The sequence below is a fragment of the Bacillus sp. AR2-1 genome, assembly GCF_008368755.1.
GTDB lineage: Bacteria > Bacillota > Bacilli > Bacillales > Bacillaceae_G > Bacillus_A > Bacillus_A wiedmannii.
In genome coordinates this window covers 42,479-58,232 of record NZ_QORY01000024.1, presented here as the reverse complement: position 1 = coordinate 58,232, position 15,754 = coordinate 42,479, and the positions used below count along the sequence as shown (strand labels likewise).

Below are 15,754 nucleotides of genomic sequence, written 5' to 3'. Positions count from 1 at the left end.
CTTCCTTATGTTAACATCTTCATTTTTCAATGTCAACTAAGTTTTTAAAATTTCTTTTTTATCGTCTTCTGCGTTTCCGCATCAGCGACGGTTATTAATTTATCATATAATAACTATTAACGTCAACACTTTTTAATAAAAAATTCTTTTCCTTACATAACGCATACACTCTTCTGCATTAGCGACTCTTCGAAATAAACAAAAAATGATTTTATATCTTTCTTCCATCGCCTTTTTTACAACGTCATGAATACGTTCATCTTCAAAATCAAATAGTAGTTCTTCTAACTCTCTCTTCAATATGTATTCCATTTCTTTTTTCTCTTCTTTCGTTAACATAAACCCAAGCAAATCATCACCTCAATCATTTCTTACAAAGCAATAAACGTTACGCTCATTTTCACTTATCAAAATCCTATCATTCATTATATCCACTGCTTACGATATTAATCCTTTGTTCTCTTTTTAATATTTAAAGCATATATGTAACTGAAAAGGATTGGACAAAGGGGCGTAATATTATGTTTTTCTTTTTTATTACGAGTAAACGAGCTTTTAAACACATTAGCTTAATAGTGATACTTTCCTTATTTACAGCATGGCTTCTCTTTTTGAAAACATATTCACATGAATCTGCTTTTTCAACTGCGACAGGACCTAAAGTTATTTACAAAGGAGACACCTCTAAAAAACAAGTTGCATTCACGTTTGATATTAGTTGGGGAGACAAAAAAGCAATTCCAATCCTTGATACACTTAAAGAAAGAGACATTAAGAATGCAACCTTCTTCGTTTCTGCTGCATGGGCAGAAAGACACCCTGATGTTGTTGAACGCATCATAAAAGATGGACATGAAATCGGTAGTATGGGCTATAATTACACGTCCTACACTTCTCTAGAGACAAATGAAATACGAAGAGATCTTTTACGAGCACAAGATGTTTTTACAAAACTTGGTGTGAAACAAGTCAAACTATTACGTCCACCTAGTGGAGACTTTAACAAAGCAACACTTAAAATAGCAGAATCACTCGGATACACCATCGTCCATTGGAGTAATAACTCAAACGACTGGAAAAACCCAGGTGTAAACAATATCGTTTCCAATGTCTCTACTAATTTAAAAGGTGGAGATATCGTCTTATTACATGCATCCGATTCTGCCCTTCAAACAAATAAAGCTTTACCACTGCTTCTGCAAAAATTAAAGAGTGACGGATATGAGCAAATATCGGTATCACAACTTATTTCTAACACAAGTACAAAAAGTAAAGATGTAAGGTAATTCTTTTCCCTCGTGCCTTCACACATAAAAAGCTCTACTACCTATCATTAAGGTAGTAGAGCTTTTTTCACCCCGATATTTATATTCGTACAACCACCCTGCATAAAAACTCAAAAATCTCTCTTACTTAAGCCGACTTACTCGCCTTTCCAATTAAACGATGTAATATAAGTAACTGATATGCATTACATAATAAAAGTGGTATCACCATTAAATACAACCAATCTGTGTCATTAATACGAAGCGCTGGTACCCACTCAAGAATTGTTACAACAACCATAAAGAACAAAGCGGGCACAAATGCCTTTCTATTCGTTTCTTTACTTTTTATGTAAGCAACAATCGCCCCAAACACAAATAATACACCTGCAACAAGTATATTATTCCCTAACGAAACTTCCCCATTTGCAATCAATACAGATCTTAAATACACGAAATCAAATAAAACGAATGCAATAAAGAAGAGCTGGACTGCATTCCATAAAGAAGGTGACCTGAACATCCCCAGTCCAAAACGATGGATTGTTAAATAGGCAAAGAACCCCATTTGACTTATAACACTAAAAATAAATCCTACACCCATCAACCAGAAGGAAACTGCTAAAATCTCCTCTCCGTCGAAATTTTGAAAAAATTTAGCGTACTTGTCCCACTCCAAAACAAACCCAATAATGACCGTGCTAATCCCACCTAGAAACAACGTCGTAAAAAACAGGCGTACCCACTTGCGGCTATTCACAACACATCCCCCATTATCCTTATATTTCTAATTAAATTGTATCAATGACAATTTCAAAAAGCTAGCCATGTTCATGTATAAATTCCTTAAAGATATTTATATTAAAAAGAGAGAACTGTGTTGAAAGGAGTTCCAACTTATGAAACGGATGCTGCTCGTTTTGACTTCTTCTTTTCTATTTCTTGTACTTGTAGCATGTGCACAAGGAAAAGAAGCAAAGTCCGAACTTGATTATGATCAAACGAAGAAAATGATTGTTGATATTTTAAAAACCGATCAAGGTAAGAAAGCCATTCAAGATGTGTTAACTGATGAAAAAATGAAACAAGCACTCATACTAGATGAAACAGTAGTAAAGAAAACGATTGAAGATGCAATGGTATCCGACAAAGGGCAACAATTCTGGGAAAAGCTCTTTAAAGACCCTGAGTTCTCATCGAAATTCGCTAAAAGTATGGGGAAAGAACAAACAACCTTAATGAAAACATTACTAAAAGACCCTGAATACCAAGCAGGCGTTATAGAAATTATGAAAAACCCTGAAGTAGAAAAAATAATGTTACAAACAATGAAGAGCAAAGAATACCGCCAATATTTACAACAAGTACTAACAGAAACTGCCGAAAGCCCACTCTTCCAAGCTAAGATGATTGATATTATTAGTAAAGGTGTACAAAAGGCCGAGAAAAGTGGATCTGATAAAAAAGAAGCAGGCGGTGAAGGTGGTTCCCAAGACGGTAAAAAGGAGCAACAGTAAAAATAATAATTATAATAATGAGTGGACAATATATGTATCGTCCACTCATTATTATTTTATTTTTGCGCGACAGCTATTTTATCAATTACTGTCTCAGCTATCGTACGATAAATAAGACCCGTCGTATGTGTATCTTCATATACTGAAGGCGCAAAGTCATCTTTATTCCAATCAGGTTGTTGAAGCGGGATTCGGCCAAGTACTTCTGTTTGAAGTTCTGTAGCTAATTTATCTCCTCCACCTCTTCCAAACACATATTCTTTTTCACCAGTTGTTTTACTTTCAAAATACGCCATATTTTCAACAACACCAAGAATACTATGTTCTGTACGTAAAGCCATGGCTCCAGCACGCGCTGCCACAAATGCCGCTGTTGGATGTGGCGTTGTTACAATAATCTCTTTACAAGCTGGCAACATTGAATGTAAGTCTAGCGCAACATCACCTGTACCCGGTGGTAAATCTAAAACTAAATAGTCTAAATCGCCCCACTCTACTTCTGTAAAGAAGTGATTTAACATTTTCCCAAGCATAGGGCCTCTCCAAATAACCGGTGCATTATCTTCTACAAAGAATCCCATTGAAATTACCTTTACACCTAGACGCTCCACTGGAATGATTCTATCTCCTCTTACAACAGGACGTTTTTCTATCCCCATCATATCCGGTACGCTAAAACCATAAATATCAGCATCAATGATACCAACCTTTTTACCTAGACGAGCTAAAGCAATAGCAAGGTTAACAGAAACTGTTGATTTTCCGACTCCACCTTTTCCACTCGCCACTGCTAAAAATGTTGTTTTTGAATTTGGTGACAATAAAGATTCAGTTTGCTCTTCTTCCTGTTCCGGTGCAAACTGAGCTAATTCCTCTTCTGTAAATTCTGCAAAGCGAAGCCCTACTGTTGCTGCTCCTAGTTCTTTTACTAACTTTACAATTCCAGATTGCAATTGCATTTGTTCCGCTGTACCGGTTTTTACAATTGCAATTTTAACACTTACATGTTCCTTCTCAGGCTTAACTGTTACCTCTTTAATTGCACCTGTTTCTTTTAACGTTTTATGTAAAAACGGATCTACAATCCCTTCTAACGCTTCCACTACTTGCTCTTTCGTTACCATAGTTAGCCCAGCCCCCTGTATGAAAAATAACGTAATGTTAATTAAATTTATCTCTCTTTATTTTTGAAATAAATGCGTTTACATTTCCAGTATAACATATTTTCGGAAAACTTCGTTAACGAGAGAAACTCAAAAAATCCTCCTTATTCTGGAGGATTCCCTTTTTCCGTGAAATAACGTAATATACCACGATATACTGCAGCCGCTACCTTTTGCTGATATTTCTCCGAATTTAACATATACCTTTCGTTTACATTCGATAAAAAGCCAGCTTCAATTAGAGCACCTGGTGTTTTCGCATACTTCAATAAATACACATGAGAAATTGTTTTAGCAGAACGATTCGTATTCTCTAAACTCGTTCTCAATTCAGCTTGTATAAATTTCGCTGCACGTTCATTTTCAACCGAAGAACGATAGTAGAACGTTTGTGCGCCTTTCGATCCACTACTAGTTAAAGCATTTAAATGAATGCTCGCAAAAAAGTCTACATCAGGCTTATTAATAATCTCTACACGCTTTTTTAAATCCTCTGCTTTACGTCTACTATATGATTTTGTATCTTTCTGAGCTAAATCATAATCTCCCTCACGTGTTAAAATAACTAGTGCACCTTGTTCTTGTAAATAATCTTGTACCTTCTTTGTAATTTCAAGCGTAATATCTTTTTCTATAATATCTTTTCCACCAACAGCCCCTCCGTCTGGCCCACCATGCCCAGCATCTAATACAATCACTTTCCCTGATAAGGGTAAATTCCAAGCTCGCCACGATTTTGTAATTTGAAATTCTTGTTTGACTAAAAAAAACAAAACAACCGCAGCGAGTGCAAAAGAGATAATTCGAATTCTCTTCATACCTTTCCTCCTCCAGCTAGTCCCTCTAATTACTTATATGGGACAAGAGGAAAGTTTATGCTTGTCTTAATGAAGCTTTAATCGATATCTTCTTTCACCTTTTTCATATCCTTCCTGCCACCATAAGCCGATAAACTGCTGGCAAGATTCAAAAAGTAATTCCTCATCTTGTAACTTAATTTCCCGCATAGTCATGCTCGTTAAAAATTGGAATAGTGTTTCCGTTAATTGTTGCTCTTCTTCTAAGGCTCTATATTTCACATCAAAGAATGATTCACCATAATAACCAAACTTACTGTATCTCGCTCCTAATAAATACGATTCTATCCCTAATTCAATACAGTAATCTTCATACTGACGATGAAGTTCCTGCATCTGAAAGGCATCCCTAATATTTGAACGTAATGTTTTTAATGATAATTCTCGCAGCATCTTCCGTTCATATTTCAACTGCTTTTCTTTTTGTTTTTCTTGTAAGCTGACAATGACATTCATAGTACTTATAAACCTCCCTAATACGTATTAGTCTAAACTTCTAAAGAAGAAGCATACGCGAGAGAATAGAACTAAAATATTCCAAACTACAAAAATTACAAAAGAGGAATGAAACATAAAAAAACCCCAACCAAAATGGTTGGGGTTTGTAGTTCGCAAAAATTAACGTTTTGAGAACTGAGGTGCACGACGTGCGCCTTTAAGACCGTATTTTTTACGCTCTTTCATACGTGCGTCACGAGTTAATAGACCTGCACGTTTTAGTGTTAGACGGTATTCTGGATCAGCTTTTAATAAAGCGCGAGAAATACCGTGACGAATAGCACCAGCTTGACCAGTGTATCCACCACCATTTACGTTTACAAGTACATCGTAGTTACCTAAAGTTTCTGTTGCAACTAGAGGTTGTTTCACTACTTCACGTAATGCAGCAAATGGGATATAGTTTTCAAAATCACGACCGTTAATGATAACGCGTCCTTCGCCTGGAACTAGGCGTACGCGCGCTACTGAACTCTTACGACGTCCAGTGCCATAGTATTGAACCTGTGCCAAAGTAAGCCCTCCTTTAATTGATTATCCGCGAAGTTCGTAAACTTCTGGTTTTTGTGCTTGGTGTGGATGCTCTGCTCCAGCATACACGTTTAATTTCTTAGATACTTGACGTCCTAAACGTCCTTTTGGAAGCATCCCTTTAATTGCAAGCTCTAACATTTGTACAGGGTAGTTTGTACGCATTTCTAGAGCTGTTCTTTGTTTAAGTCCACCTGGGTGGTTAGTGTGACGGTAGTAAATTTTATCGTTTAATTTATTACCTGTTAAATGAATTTTTTCAGCGTTAATAATAATTACATGATCACCCGTGTCAACGTGTGGTGTAAATGTAGGTTTGTTTTTACCGCGTAAAATAGATGCTACTTCAGTAGATAGGCGACCTAAAGTTTGACCTTCAGCATCAACCACATACCATTTACGCTCAACTTCGTTAGCTTTTGCCATAAAAGTCGTACGCATGTGTTTCCCTCCTCGTTATCTTTTCCATAGAAAAAATCTATTGTTTATCTTAAACACGATTTCCTTCCGGGGCTAATCGTGGTTTTAGAAACAATACCATATGTTATGATATACTTTTGAGTTTCTAATGTCAAGCAAATGTTACACCAGGATTAGTTGTTATAGTTTACCTGCCATAAGTAAAGTCCATGACCTGGAGCCATCTTTCCAGCAAACTGACGATTTTGTTTCGCTAAAATCTCTGGAATGCTATCAGGATCAAGCTTTCCTTGCCCTACGCTAAGTAACGTACCAACAATAATTCTGACCATATTATATAAAAATCCATTACCTACAAAACGAAAAATTAATTCATCGCCTTGCTCAATTAACTCAATTTCATAAATCGTTCGCACCTTATCTTTTTTGTCAGTTTTTGCCGAACAAAAAGAAGTGAAATCATGCGTTCCAATAAAATAAGGAATCGCTTTTCTTATAGAGCTTATTTCGAGCGGATATGGATATTGATATACGTAATTTCTACGGAATACATCCGCAGTCTTTGATAATAATACACGATAACGATATTCTTTTCTCTCGACACCGTAACGCGCATGAAATTCTTCTGTTTTTTTCTCTACCTGTCTGATAACAATATCATCTGGCAACATTGTGTTTAATGCATTACTCCATTGCCACTCTTCAAGAGACAACGGTGTATCAAAGTGTATGACTTGTCCTTTAGCGTGAACGGTAGAATCCGTTCTGCCCGATGCCTGAACACGAACAAGCGCTCCTTTATGCAATTTCTGCAAAGCTTTCTCAATCTCTTGTTGAACAGTACGATGCTGCGGCTGAATTTGATAACCACAAAAATGCATGCCATCATATGCAACCGTACATTTTATTCTATCCATTTCTCTATTCTCCATTACGATCGCACCCATGCCAAAATACAAGCTAAACAAAGTAAGCTTATTATCGTTACTGTATCACTTGTTTTCCAGCGTAGTTGCCTAAATTTAGTACGTCCTTCACCATTTTGATACCCACGTGCTTCCATAGCAATTGCTAAGTCCTCAGCACGCTTAAAAGCACTGATAAATAGAGGAACGAGTAGTGAGATAATAGCTTTCATCCTATCTTTTATCGGTCCTCCTGCGAAATCAATACCGCGTGAAGATTGTGCCTTCATTATTTTACTCGTTTCATCCATTAATGTCGGAATAAAACGAAGAGAAATTGACATCATTAATGCGATTTCATGAACAGGAACTTTTATACGTTTCAACGGCTTTAATAACGTCTCCAAACCATCTGTAATCTCAATAGGTGTCGTCGTTAACGTTAATAATGTCGTCATTAAAATAATAACGAAGAATCGTATAGAAATGTATATCCCTTGCTCTAATCCTTTTTCATGTATCGAAAACCAACCAAGCTGGAATAGTACTTCCCCTTCTTTATTTGTAAAAATATGCAGGAAAAATGTAAAAAGAAAAATCCATAGAATTGGTTTTAAGCCCGAAAGTACATAACGAATCGGCACTTTTGCAAAAAATAAAGCAATGAGTGCATATAAAAATAAAAATCCATATGAAATCGCATTATTTGCTAAGAAAACAACAAATACATATAAAAAGACAATCAGCAGCTTCGTACGTGGATCAAGTTGATGAATAAGAGACTTCCCTGGAATATACCTTCCAATAATCAACTGCTGCATGATTCATGACCACCTTTTCGTAACACCTGCACAACTTCATGAGTAAGATCCTCTAAAGATAAGGTAGCCTTTGGGATTGAAATGCCAAACTTCTCTTCAATTGCACGTTTATACTTTAAAGACATAGGAAGATCCACGCCAATTTTCTCTAGTTCATCAGCATGTGAAAATACTTCCTCTGCACTTCCTTGCAAAAAGACCGTTCCTTTATGCATGACTACAATCTGCTCCGCATACTTAGCAGCATCCTCCATATTATGTGTTACTAGGATAACTGTAAGACCTTTTTCCTTATGCAGCTTATAAAACATCTCCATAAGTTCATTCTGCCCTTTTGGATCTAGTCCTGCTGTAGGTTCATCTAATACAAGCACTTCGGGTTCCATCGCCAATACACCCGCTATCGCAACACGCCTCATTTGCCCACCACTTAACTCAAACGGTGAACGTATTAACAGTTCTGGCCCTAACCCTACAAGTTCAATTGCCTCTCTTGCCTTTTGCTTCGCTTCTTCTACAGATACCCCAAAATTAGTAGGGCCGAAACAAATATCCTTCTCCACAGTCTCTTCAAACAACTGATGTTCTGGGAATTGAAAGACAACCCCTACCTTTTTACGTAGTGGCTTTAGCTTTTTTTCTTTCTTTCCTGCCGAAATGAAATGTTCACCAATTTGAACTGTGCCATTCGTCGGCTGCAATAAACCATTTAAATGTTGAATCATCGTCGACTTACCTGAACCAGTATGACCGATAATGGCATAATAGCCCCCACTTGGAAACGACACGTCTACATCATAAAGTGCGCGTCTTTCAAATGGAGTTTTATATTGATAACGATGTTCTACTTTTTGGAATGTAATCTCCAAAGTTCGTTCACCAAGCTTTCCATTGTAAGATGCGTATTTTGCAAGAGAATTTCATTTCTTTTTAATAATTCTGCTATTTTCACTGAAAATGGTACATCTAATCCAATTTCTTGGAGCATATGAGAGGACTTGAAGATTTGCTTTGGAGTCCCTTCCTCTAATATTTCTCCCTTGTTTAAAATAATGACACGATCTGATTGTGCCGCTTCTTCTAAATCGTGCGTAATTGATAACACGGTAATACCTTTTTGATTAACAAGTTGTCTAACCGTTTCTACTACTTCACGTCTCCCTTGAGGATCCAACATTGACGTTGCTTCATCTAATATCAAAATAGATGGCTGAAGTGCTAAAACGCCTGCTATTGCCACTCGCTGCTTTTGCCCACCAGATAACGAATGAGGTTCATCATTAAGAAAATCTTCCATACGGACAAGTTTGAGAGCCTGATTTAATCTTTCTACCATTTGCTCTCTTGGCATTCCGATATTCTCTAAGCCAAAAACAACGTCGTCTTGCACTGTCGTTCCAACAAATTGATTGTCTGGATTTTGAAATACCATCCCAATTTGTTTTCGAACATCCCATACCGTTTCCTCTGATAAAACCATTGTATCATTTACTGTAATAGTCCCTGCTTCCGGCAAAAACAAACCATTCAATAATTTTGCAAGTGTAGACTTCCCTGAACCGTTTTGTCCAATAACAGATACCCATTCTCCCTCATACAAGGCAAATGAAACATCTTTTAATGCATAAGTGGCTGCCCCAGGATATTGAAATGATATATTTTCTGTCCGAAGTTTCTCTTTTTTCAATACAAGGCACCCTTTCCTTCGCCAAGTTAGCCTATTTTTATATTTAAAAAAAAGGGCCATGACCAGTTTCTTGAAAAGAACTGTCCTGCCCTTTTAATTATCATTATACTAACTCGATAATTACCATTGGTGCTGCGTCTCCGCGACGTGGACCAATTTTTGCAATACGAGTGTATCCGCCTTGGCGCTCAGCATAGCGTGGAGCTACATCAGCGAATAATTTTTGAAGTGCATCTTGACCAGTCTCAGCGTTAGCTACTTCATTGCGAATGAAAGCTGCTGCTTGACGACGAGCGTGAAGATCTCCGCGTTTACCTAAAGTGATCATTTTTTCCACTACAGAACGAAGTTCTTTTGCACGAGTTTCTGTCGTTTGGATGCGCTCGTTGATAATTAAATCAGTAGCTAAATCACGTAACATAGCTTTACGTTGCGCACTTGTACGGCCTAATTTTCTGTATGCCATTCGTAGTTCCCTCCTTTGTTGATGGGTTTAAATCCTCAGTCGTCTTTACGTAAACCTAAACCTAATTCCTCAAGCTTATGTTTAACTTCTTCTAAGGATTTACGTCCTAAGTTACGAACTTTCATCATATCTTCTTCTGTTTTGTTCGCAAGCTCTTGTACAGTATTAATTCCTGCACGTTTTAGGCAATTATAAGAACGAACAGAAAGATCTAGTTCTTCGATAGTCATCTCAAGAACTTTCTCTTTTTGATCTTCTTCCTTCTCAACCATAATCTCAGCATTTTGTGCTTCATCAGTTAAACCAACAAAGATATTTAAATGCTCAGTTAAGATTTTGGCACCTAAAGAGATAGCTTCTTTTGGCCCGATGCTTCCATCCGTCCATACATCAAGCGTAAGCTTATCATAATTAGCCACTTGTCCGACACGTGTCTTTTCCACTTGGTAAGTCACACGTGATACTGGAGTATAAATAGAATCAATAGGAATTACTCCTATTGGTTGATCTTCGCTTTTATTTGCATCAGCTGGCGTATACCCACGGCCACGCTTTGCAGTTAAACGCATGCGGAAATGCGCATTTTTTGCTAACGTTGCAATGTGTAAATCTGGATTTAAGATTTCTACATCACTATCGTGAGTAATATCAGCAGCTGTGACAATACCTTCGCCCTGCACATCAATTTCCAACGTCTTCTCTTCTTCAGAGTAGATTTTAAGAGCTAACTTTTTCAAGTTTAAGATGATCGTCGTAACGTCTTCTACTACGCCCTCAACTGTTGAAAATTCATGTAATACGCCATCGATTTGGATAGCAGTAACAGCGGCACCAGGGAGTGAGGATAAAAGAATACGACGTAAGGAGTTACCCAAAGTAGTACCATATCCACGCTCAAGCGGTTCAATTACGAATTTACCATATTTAGCATCTTCGTTAAGTTCAACCGTTTCGATTTTCGGCTTTTCGATTTCAATCATTAACTAAACCCTCCTTCAAAACGTCGAAACCCCGGTTAAACAAAGGGATACCCCCTGTCTAACCGAAAGTCCCCCTTAGGCAGTTCCCGATTGTGCACAACAAGCGATGTTTCTGTACGAAATTTCTCGATAATGCATCATATCCATTATAGACAAAAGGGAAAATTCTATACAGAAAAATTACACACGACGACGTTTTGGTGGACGACATCCATTATGAGGAACTGGAGTAACATCTCTAATTGCTGTTACTTCTAGACCTGCAGCTTGAAGAGCACGAATTGCAGCTTCACGACCAGCACCAGGACCTTTAACAGTAACCTCTAAAGTTTTTAAACCGTGCTCCATTGCAACTTTAGCAGCAGCTTCAGCAGCCATTTGCGCAGCGAATGGAGTAGACTTACGAGATCCACGGAAACCAAGTGCACCAGCACTAGACCAAGAAAGTGCGTTACCATGAGTATCTGTAAGTGTTACGATTGTGTTGTTGAAAGTAGAACGAATATGAGCTATACCAGCTTCAATATTCTTTTTCACACGTTTTTTACGAGTGTTTGTTTTACGTGCCATTGTTAGTTCAACCTCCTTTACTTATTATTTCTTTTTATTTGCTACTGTACGACGTGGACCTTTACGTGTACGAGCATTGTTTTTAGAGTTTTGACCACGAACTGGTAAACCACGACGGTGACGAAGACCACGGTAAGAACCGATCTCCATTAGACGTTTAATGTTAAGAGATACTTCACGACGAAGGTCTCCCTCAACTTTAATACGATCGATGATATCACGGATACGTCCTAGTTCGTCTTCCGTTAAATCACGAACTCGTGTTTCTGAAGAAATACCAGCTTCAGTTAGAATTTTTTCAGCAGTTGTGCGACCAATGCCGAATACGTAAGTTAAAGAAATAACAACGCGTTTGTCTCGAGGAATATCTACACCTGCGATACGTGCCATTCTGAATGCACCTCCTTCTGATTAACCTTGTTTTTGTTTATGTTTAGGGTTTTCACAAATAACCATTACTTTTCCACGTCTACGAATAACTTTACATTTTTCGCAGATTGGTTTAACTGACGGTCTTACTTTCATGTCTCGAACCTCCTTAAAGATTACGGAGTGCTATATTATTTAAAACGGTACGTAATACGACCACGATTTAAATCGTACGGAGATAATTCTACCGTAACTTTGTCTCCTGGTAAAATACGAATGAAGTTCATACGGATTTTACCAGAAACGTGAGCCAATACGACATGCCCATTCTCTAATTCTACTTTGAACATAGCATTTGGCAACGTTTCAAGAACGGTACCTTCGACTTCAATTACATCATCTTTAGCCATTCAATAGTTCTCCCTTCTTCAAATCAGTAACATTTTACACTGCTCTGAAATCCCGGAGAGCCAGCTACTTATAAAGTGGTAAGGATTTCGTATCCTGCTTCTGTAAGAGCAATCGTGTGCTCAAAGTGTGCACACCATTTACCATCTACCGTTACCACTGTCCAGTCATCAGATAGTGTTTTTACATATCGTCTTCCTTGATTCACCATCGGCTCAACACAGATGACCATTCCCGGCTTTAATCTAGGGCCTCTATTTGGTGGACCATAGTGCGGGATTTGAGGGTCCTCATGTAAGTCTTGCCCGATTCCGTGACCAACATACTCCCTAACGATCGAGAACCCATTCTCTTCAGCATGGGTTTGAACCGCATGTGAGATATTTGATAATCTTTCGCCTGGTTTTACTTGTTCTAGACCAAGATACAACGATTTTTCTGTGACATCAAGTAGCTTTTGAACAGATTCAGAAATGTTTCCAACTGGATACGTCCATGCAGAATCTCCATGGTACCCATTGTATTTCGCACCAATATCGATACTGATGATATCGCCCTCTTCGAGCTTGCGCTTCCCTGGAATTCCGTGTACAAGCTCTTCATTTACAGAAGCACATATGCTCCCCGGAAATCCGTTGTATCCTTTAAAAGATGGCGTAGCACCATATTTTCGAATCGTCTTTTCCGCTATTTGATCGAGCTCTTTCGTTGTAATTCCTGGAGTAATATGCTGTTTCAACTCTTGATGAGTTAAAGCAACGATCCTGCCAGCTTCTCGCATGATTTCTATCTCGCGAGGAGTTTTGCAGATGATCATTACGCTAAGCCTCCGATGAGAACATCGATATCAGCAAATACTTTATTGATATCTTGCTCACCATTAATGCTTTGTAAGTAACCAAGCTCCTCGTAGAAATCAAGCAAAGGTTTTGTTTGCTTAATATTTACATCTAAACGATTTGCCACAGTTTCTTCATTGTCATCAGAGCGTTGATATAATTCGCCACCACATTTATCGCACACATCAGCTTTTGCTGGTGGATTGAATTCTAAGTGGTAAGTCGCACCGCACTCTTTACAAATGCGACGGCCTGTAAGGCGTGTTAATAACAACCCTGAATCCACATTAATGTTTAAAACATAGTCGATTTTTTTACCAAGATCTTTCATAATCTCTTCAAGAGCTGATGCTTGTGCAATAGTTCGTGGGAAACCGTCTAGTAAGAAACCTCTTACGCAGTCTTCTTGACTTAAACGTTCACGAACGATTCCGATTGTAACTTCATCTGGAACAAGTGCACCTTTATCAATAAAAGATTTTGCTTGTAGACCCATTTCAGTTTCAGCCTTCATAGCTGCACGGAACATATCTCCTGTTGAAATGTGAGGGATGTTATACTTGGCAACAATCTGTTCGGCTTGTGTACCTTTACCAGCACCAGGAAGCCCCATTAAAATTAAGTTCATCCTTGTTCCCCCTCAGAGTACATGAGCATGTAGGGAAGACAATTCTTCCCACTTACTCATTGCTTGATAAACCCTTTGTAATGGCGTTTTACCAGTTGACTTTCTAGCTGCTTCATTGTTTCTAAAGCAACGCCGACAACGATTAACATACTCGTTCCACCAATCTGTGCAGATGGAGGAAGATTTCCCAATTTCGTAAAGATAACTGGTAAGATTGCAATCGCTGCTAGGAAAATTGATCCTACAAAGGTCAAACGATACAAGATTTTTGTTAGATACTGTTCCGTATTCTTACCCGGACGAATACCTGGAACATATCCACCTTGTTTGTTTAGATTCTCTGACATTTGCTCTGGATTAACCTGAACAAACGCATAGAAATATGTGAAGGCTACAATGAGCGCAACATATATGATCATTCCCACTGGGTGAGAATAGTTAAAGTTTGCAATGATCCACTGCGATACATCATGATTCGGGAAGAACTGTGCAATAGTTGGAGGCGTAATTAAGAATGAAACAGCAAAAATGACTGGAATAACACCCGCACTATTTACCTTAAGGGGTAAATGTGTGTTTTGTGCTCCAGCATGATTCCCATTCCCTCCTGTTACACGCTTCGCATATTGAATTGGGATCTTTCTAACAGCCTGTTGAATGAAAATAACACCAACAATAACCGCTAGCACAGCTAGTAAGATCAATGCAACTTTAACGATACTCATGAACAATTGATCTCCGATATTTTGAAACTGTTGTTGATACACTTGAGATATAACACTTGGGATCGCTGCGGCAATACCGCCAAAGATAAGGATGGAAATACCATTACCTACACCTTTAGCTGTAATCTGTTCACCTAACCACATTAAAAATGCAGTACCAGCAGTCAGTACCGTAGCAATGTATAAATAAGTGCTCCAACCAGGATTCAAAATTAATTGTCCACCTACCATACCGTTAAAACCAATTGACATACCAAACCCCTGAATAAACGCAAGAACAATTGTAAAGTAACGCGTGAATTGCGTTAGTTTACGACGGCCCATTTCACCTTGCTTCGACCATTCCGAAAATTTAGGAACAACATCCATCTGCAATAATTGCACGATGATGGATGCTGTAATATACGGCATGATTCCCATCGCGAAGATGGAGAAGTTTTTCAAGGCGCCACCGCCAAATGTATTTAGGATACCTAAGGCATTTAATTGATCTTGTGCTTTCAGTACGTCTCCATTTGTAAATGGCACTGGGATAAACGTGCCAATTCTGAATACGATTAACATCGCTAAAGTGAATAATATTTTACGTCTTATCTCAGCAACGCGCATAAAGTTGGAGATTGTACGAAACATTAGATCACCTCAACTGATCCGCCAGCTGCTTCAATTGCTTCTTTAGCACTTGAAGAGAACTTGTGCGCTTTAACAGTTAATTTTTTCTCTACTGCGCCGCTTGCAAGAATTTTAACACCGTCGTTTAACTTGCTGATAACGCCAGTTTCCAGCAATAATTCAGGTGTTACTTCTGTACCATCTTCAAAACGATTTAACGTTGATAAGTTTACAATAGTAAACTCTTTACGGTTAATGTTTGTGAAGCCGCGTTTTGGTAAACGACGGAATAATGGAGTTTGACCACCTTCGAAGCCAAGACGAACACCGCCACCAGAACGTGCGTTTTGTCCTTTATGACCTTTACCAGCAGTTTTACCGTTACCAGAACCGATACCACGACCGACACGGTTACGTACTTTACGAGAACCTTCTGCAGGTTTTAATTCATGAAGTTTCATTCCCAGGCACCTCCTTATATTAATGAGTTATC

At 38.3% G+C, this 15,754-nt stretch carries 23 protein-coding genes; 2 read left to right on the top strand and 21 right to left on the bottom strand.

Annotation, left to right across the window (positions count from 1 at the left end; genetic code table 11):
- Window positions 1-132 precede the first annotated feature (132 nt).
- Complete coding sequence (locus DT250_RS25310) at window positions 133-351, bottom strand: hypothetical protein (protein ID WP_000900297.1); 219 nt, start codon at window positions 349-351, stop codon at window positions 133-135.
- Window positions 352-521: 170 nt separating this feature from the next.
- Here DT250_RS25310 and pdaB point away from each other — a divergent pair, with 170 nt between their 5' ends.
- Entirely contained in the window at window positions 522-1,286 is a 765-nt protein-coding gene (gene pdaB, locus DT250_RS25305; protein ID WP_000464700.1) for a polysaccharide deacetylase family sporulation protein PdaB, read from the top strand.
- Window positions 1,287-1,413: 127 nt separating this feature from the next.
- Here pdaB and kbaA read toward each other — a convergent pair whose 3' ends face one another.
- Window positions 1,414-2,025 (bottom strand): KinB signaling pathway activation protein KbaA, encoded by a 612-nt coding sequence (gene kbaA / locus DT250_RS25300; protein WP_149213885.1) that lies wholly within the window; start codon window positions 2,023-2,025, stop codon window positions 1,414-1,416.
- Between the two features lie 139 nt (window positions 2,026-2,164).
- Between kbaA and gerD the strand changes: the two genes are divergently transcribed.
- Complete coding sequence (gene gerD, locus DT250_RS25295; RefSeq protein WP_087983920.1) at window positions 2,165-2,782, top strand: spore germination protein GerD; 618 nt, start codon at window positions 2,165-2,167, stop codon at window positions 2,780-2,782.
- Between the two features lie 56 nt (window positions 2,783-2,838).
- Here the strand turns inward: gerD and DT250_RS25290 are convergent, their stop codons facing one another.
- The 19 genes from DT250_RS25290 to rplO all read right to left on the bottom strand — a co-directional run bounded on the left by DT250_RS25290 (window position 2,839) and on the right by rplO (window position 15,722).
- Window positions 2,839-3,906, bottom strand: coding sequence for an Mrp/NBP35 family ATP-binding protein (locus DT250_RS25290; protein WP_000256609.1), 1,068 nt, complete (start codon window positions 3,904-3,906; stop codon window positions 2,839-2,841).
- A gap of 143 nt (window positions 3,907-4,049) precedes the next feature.
- Window positions 4,050-4,763, bottom strand: a complete 714-nt coding sequence (gene cwlD / locus DT250_RS25285) for an N-acetylmuramoyl-L-alanine amidase CwlD (RefSeq protein ID WP_000822446.1) — start codon at window positions 4,761-4,763, stop codon at window positions 4,050-4,052.
- Window positions 4,764-4,829: 66 nt separating this feature from the next.
- Window positions 4,830-5,258 carry a YbaK family protein gene (locus DT250_RS25280; protein ID WP_001101006.1) on the bottom strand — a complete coding sequence of 143 codons (429 nt, stop codon included), beginning with the start codon at window positions 5,256-5,258 and terminating at the stop codon, window positions 4,830-4,832.
- A gap of 162 nt (window positions 5,259-5,420) precedes the next feature.
- Window positions 5,421-5,813, bottom strand: coding sequence for a 30S ribosomal protein S9 (gene rpsI, locus DT250_RS25275; RefSeq protein WP_000079986.1), 393 nt, complete (start codon window positions 5,811-5,813; stop codon window positions 5,421-5,423).
- Window positions 5,814-5,834: 21 nt separating this feature from the next.
- Complete coding sequence (gene rplM, locus DT250_RS25270; protein ID WP_001260795.1) at window positions 5,835-6,272, bottom strand: 50S ribosomal protein L13; 438 nt, start codon at window positions 6,270-6,272, stop codon at window positions 5,835-5,837.
- Window positions 6,273-6,424: 152 nt separating this feature from the next.
- Window positions 6,425-7,168, bottom strand: a complete 744-nt coding sequence (truA, locus tag DT250_RS25265; protein WP_088061486.1) for a tRNA pseudouridine(38-40) synthase TruA — start codon at window positions 7,166-7,168, stop codon at window positions 6,425-6,427.
- A 14-nt stretch (window positions 7,169-7,182) separates the two neighbouring features.
- The gene (locus tag DT250_RS25260; RefSeq protein ID WP_087983922.1) at window positions 7,183-7,977 is read right to left on the bottom strand and encodes an energy-coupling factor transporter transmembrane component T family protein; all 795 of its coding nucleotides are present in this window, start codon (window positions 7,975-7,977) and stop codon (window positions 7,183-7,185) included.
- Window positions 7,965-8,846, bottom strand: coding sequence for an energy-coupling factor ABC transporter ATP-binding protein (locus DT250_RS25255; protein WP_149213884.1), 882 nt, complete (start codon window positions 8,844-8,846; stop codon window positions 7,965-7,967). Before DT250_RS25255 ends, DT250_RS25260 begins: the two co-directional genes overlap by 13 nt.
- Entirely contained in the window at window positions 8,822-9,664 is an 843-nt protein-coding gene (locus tag DT250_RS25250; protein WP_137035281.1) for an energy-coupling factor ABC transporter ATP-binding protein, read from the bottom strand. The genes DT250_RS25255 and DT250_RS25250 overlap by 25 nt, the downstream gene beginning before the upstream one ends.
- A gap of 103 nt (window positions 9,665-9,767) precedes the next feature.
- The gene (gene rplQ, locus DT250_RS25245) at window positions 9,768-10,130 is read right to left on the bottom strand and encodes a 50S ribosomal protein L17 (RefSeq protein ID WP_000331490.1); all 363 of its coding nucleotides are present in this window, start codon (window positions 10,128-10,130) and stop codon (window positions 9,768-9,770) included.
- A 35-nt stretch (window positions 10,131-10,165) separates the two neighbouring features.
- Window positions 10,166-11,110: a DNA-directed RNA polymerase subunit alpha gene (locus DT250_RS25240; RefSeq protein ID WP_000569644.1), complete on the bottom strand. Its 945-nt coding sequence runs from the start codon at window positions 11,108-11,110 to the stop codon at window positions 10,166-10,168.
- Between the two features lie 180 nt (window positions 11,111-11,290).
- Complete coding sequence (gene rpsK, locus DT250_RS25235; RefSeq protein ID WP_000101797.1) at window positions 11,291-11,680, bottom strand: 30S ribosomal protein S11; 390 nt, start codon at window positions 11,678-11,680, stop codon at window positions 11,291-11,293.
- Between the two features lie 24 nt (window positions 11,681-11,704).
- Window positions 11,705-12,070 carry a 30S ribosomal protein S13 gene (gene rpsM, locus DT250_RS25230; protein ID WP_000090790.1) on the bottom strand — a complete coding sequence of 122 codons (366 nt, stop codon included), beginning with the start codon at window positions 12,068-12,070 and terminating at the stop codon, window positions 11,705-11,707.
- A 21-nt stretch (window positions 12,071-12,091) separates the two neighbouring features.
- Window positions 12,092-12,205: a 50S ribosomal protein L36 gene (rpmJ, locus tag DT250_RS25225; protein WP_000868344.1), complete on the bottom strand. Its 114-nt coding sequence runs from the start codon at window positions 12,203-12,205 to the stop codon at window positions 12,092-12,094.
- Between the two features lie 35 nt (window positions 12,206-12,240).
- Window positions 12,241-12,459, bottom strand: a complete 219-nt coding sequence (gene infA / locus DT250_RS25220; RefSeq protein ID WP_001029884.1) for a translation initiation factor IF-1 — start codon at window positions 12,457-12,459, stop codon at window positions 12,241-12,243.
- A 68-nt stretch (window positions 12,460-12,527) separates the two neighbouring features.
- A complete protein-coding gene (gene map, locus DT250_RS25215; RefSeq protein ID WP_000582542.1) occupies window positions 12,528-13,274 on the bottom strand; it encodes a type I methionyl aminopeptidase in 747 nt (248 codons plus the stop codon).
- On the bottom strand, window positions 13,274-13,924 hold the full coding sequence (locus tag DT250_RS25210; RefSeq protein WP_149213883.1) for an adenylate kinase: 651 nt from the start codon (window positions 13,922-13,924) through the stop codon (window positions 13,274-13,276). The genes map and DT250_RS25210 overlap by 1 nt, the downstream gene beginning before the upstream one ends.
- Before the next feature lie 56 nt (window positions 13,925-13,980).
- A complete protein-coding gene (gene secY, locus DT250_RS25205) occupies window positions 13,981-15,282 on the bottom strand; it encodes a preprotein translocase subunit SecY (RefSeq protein ID WP_000490119.1) in 1,302 nt (433 codons plus the stop codon).
- The gene (gene rplO / locus DT250_RS25200; RefSeq protein WP_000766083.1) at window positions 15,282-15,722 is read right to left on the bottom strand and encodes a 50S ribosomal protein L15; all 441 of its coding nucleotides are present in this window, start codon (window positions 15,720-15,722) and stop codon (window positions 15,282-15,284) included. Before rplO ends, secY begins: the two co-directional genes overlap by 1 nt.
- Between the last annotated feature and the right edge of the window lie 32 nt (window positions 15,723-15,754).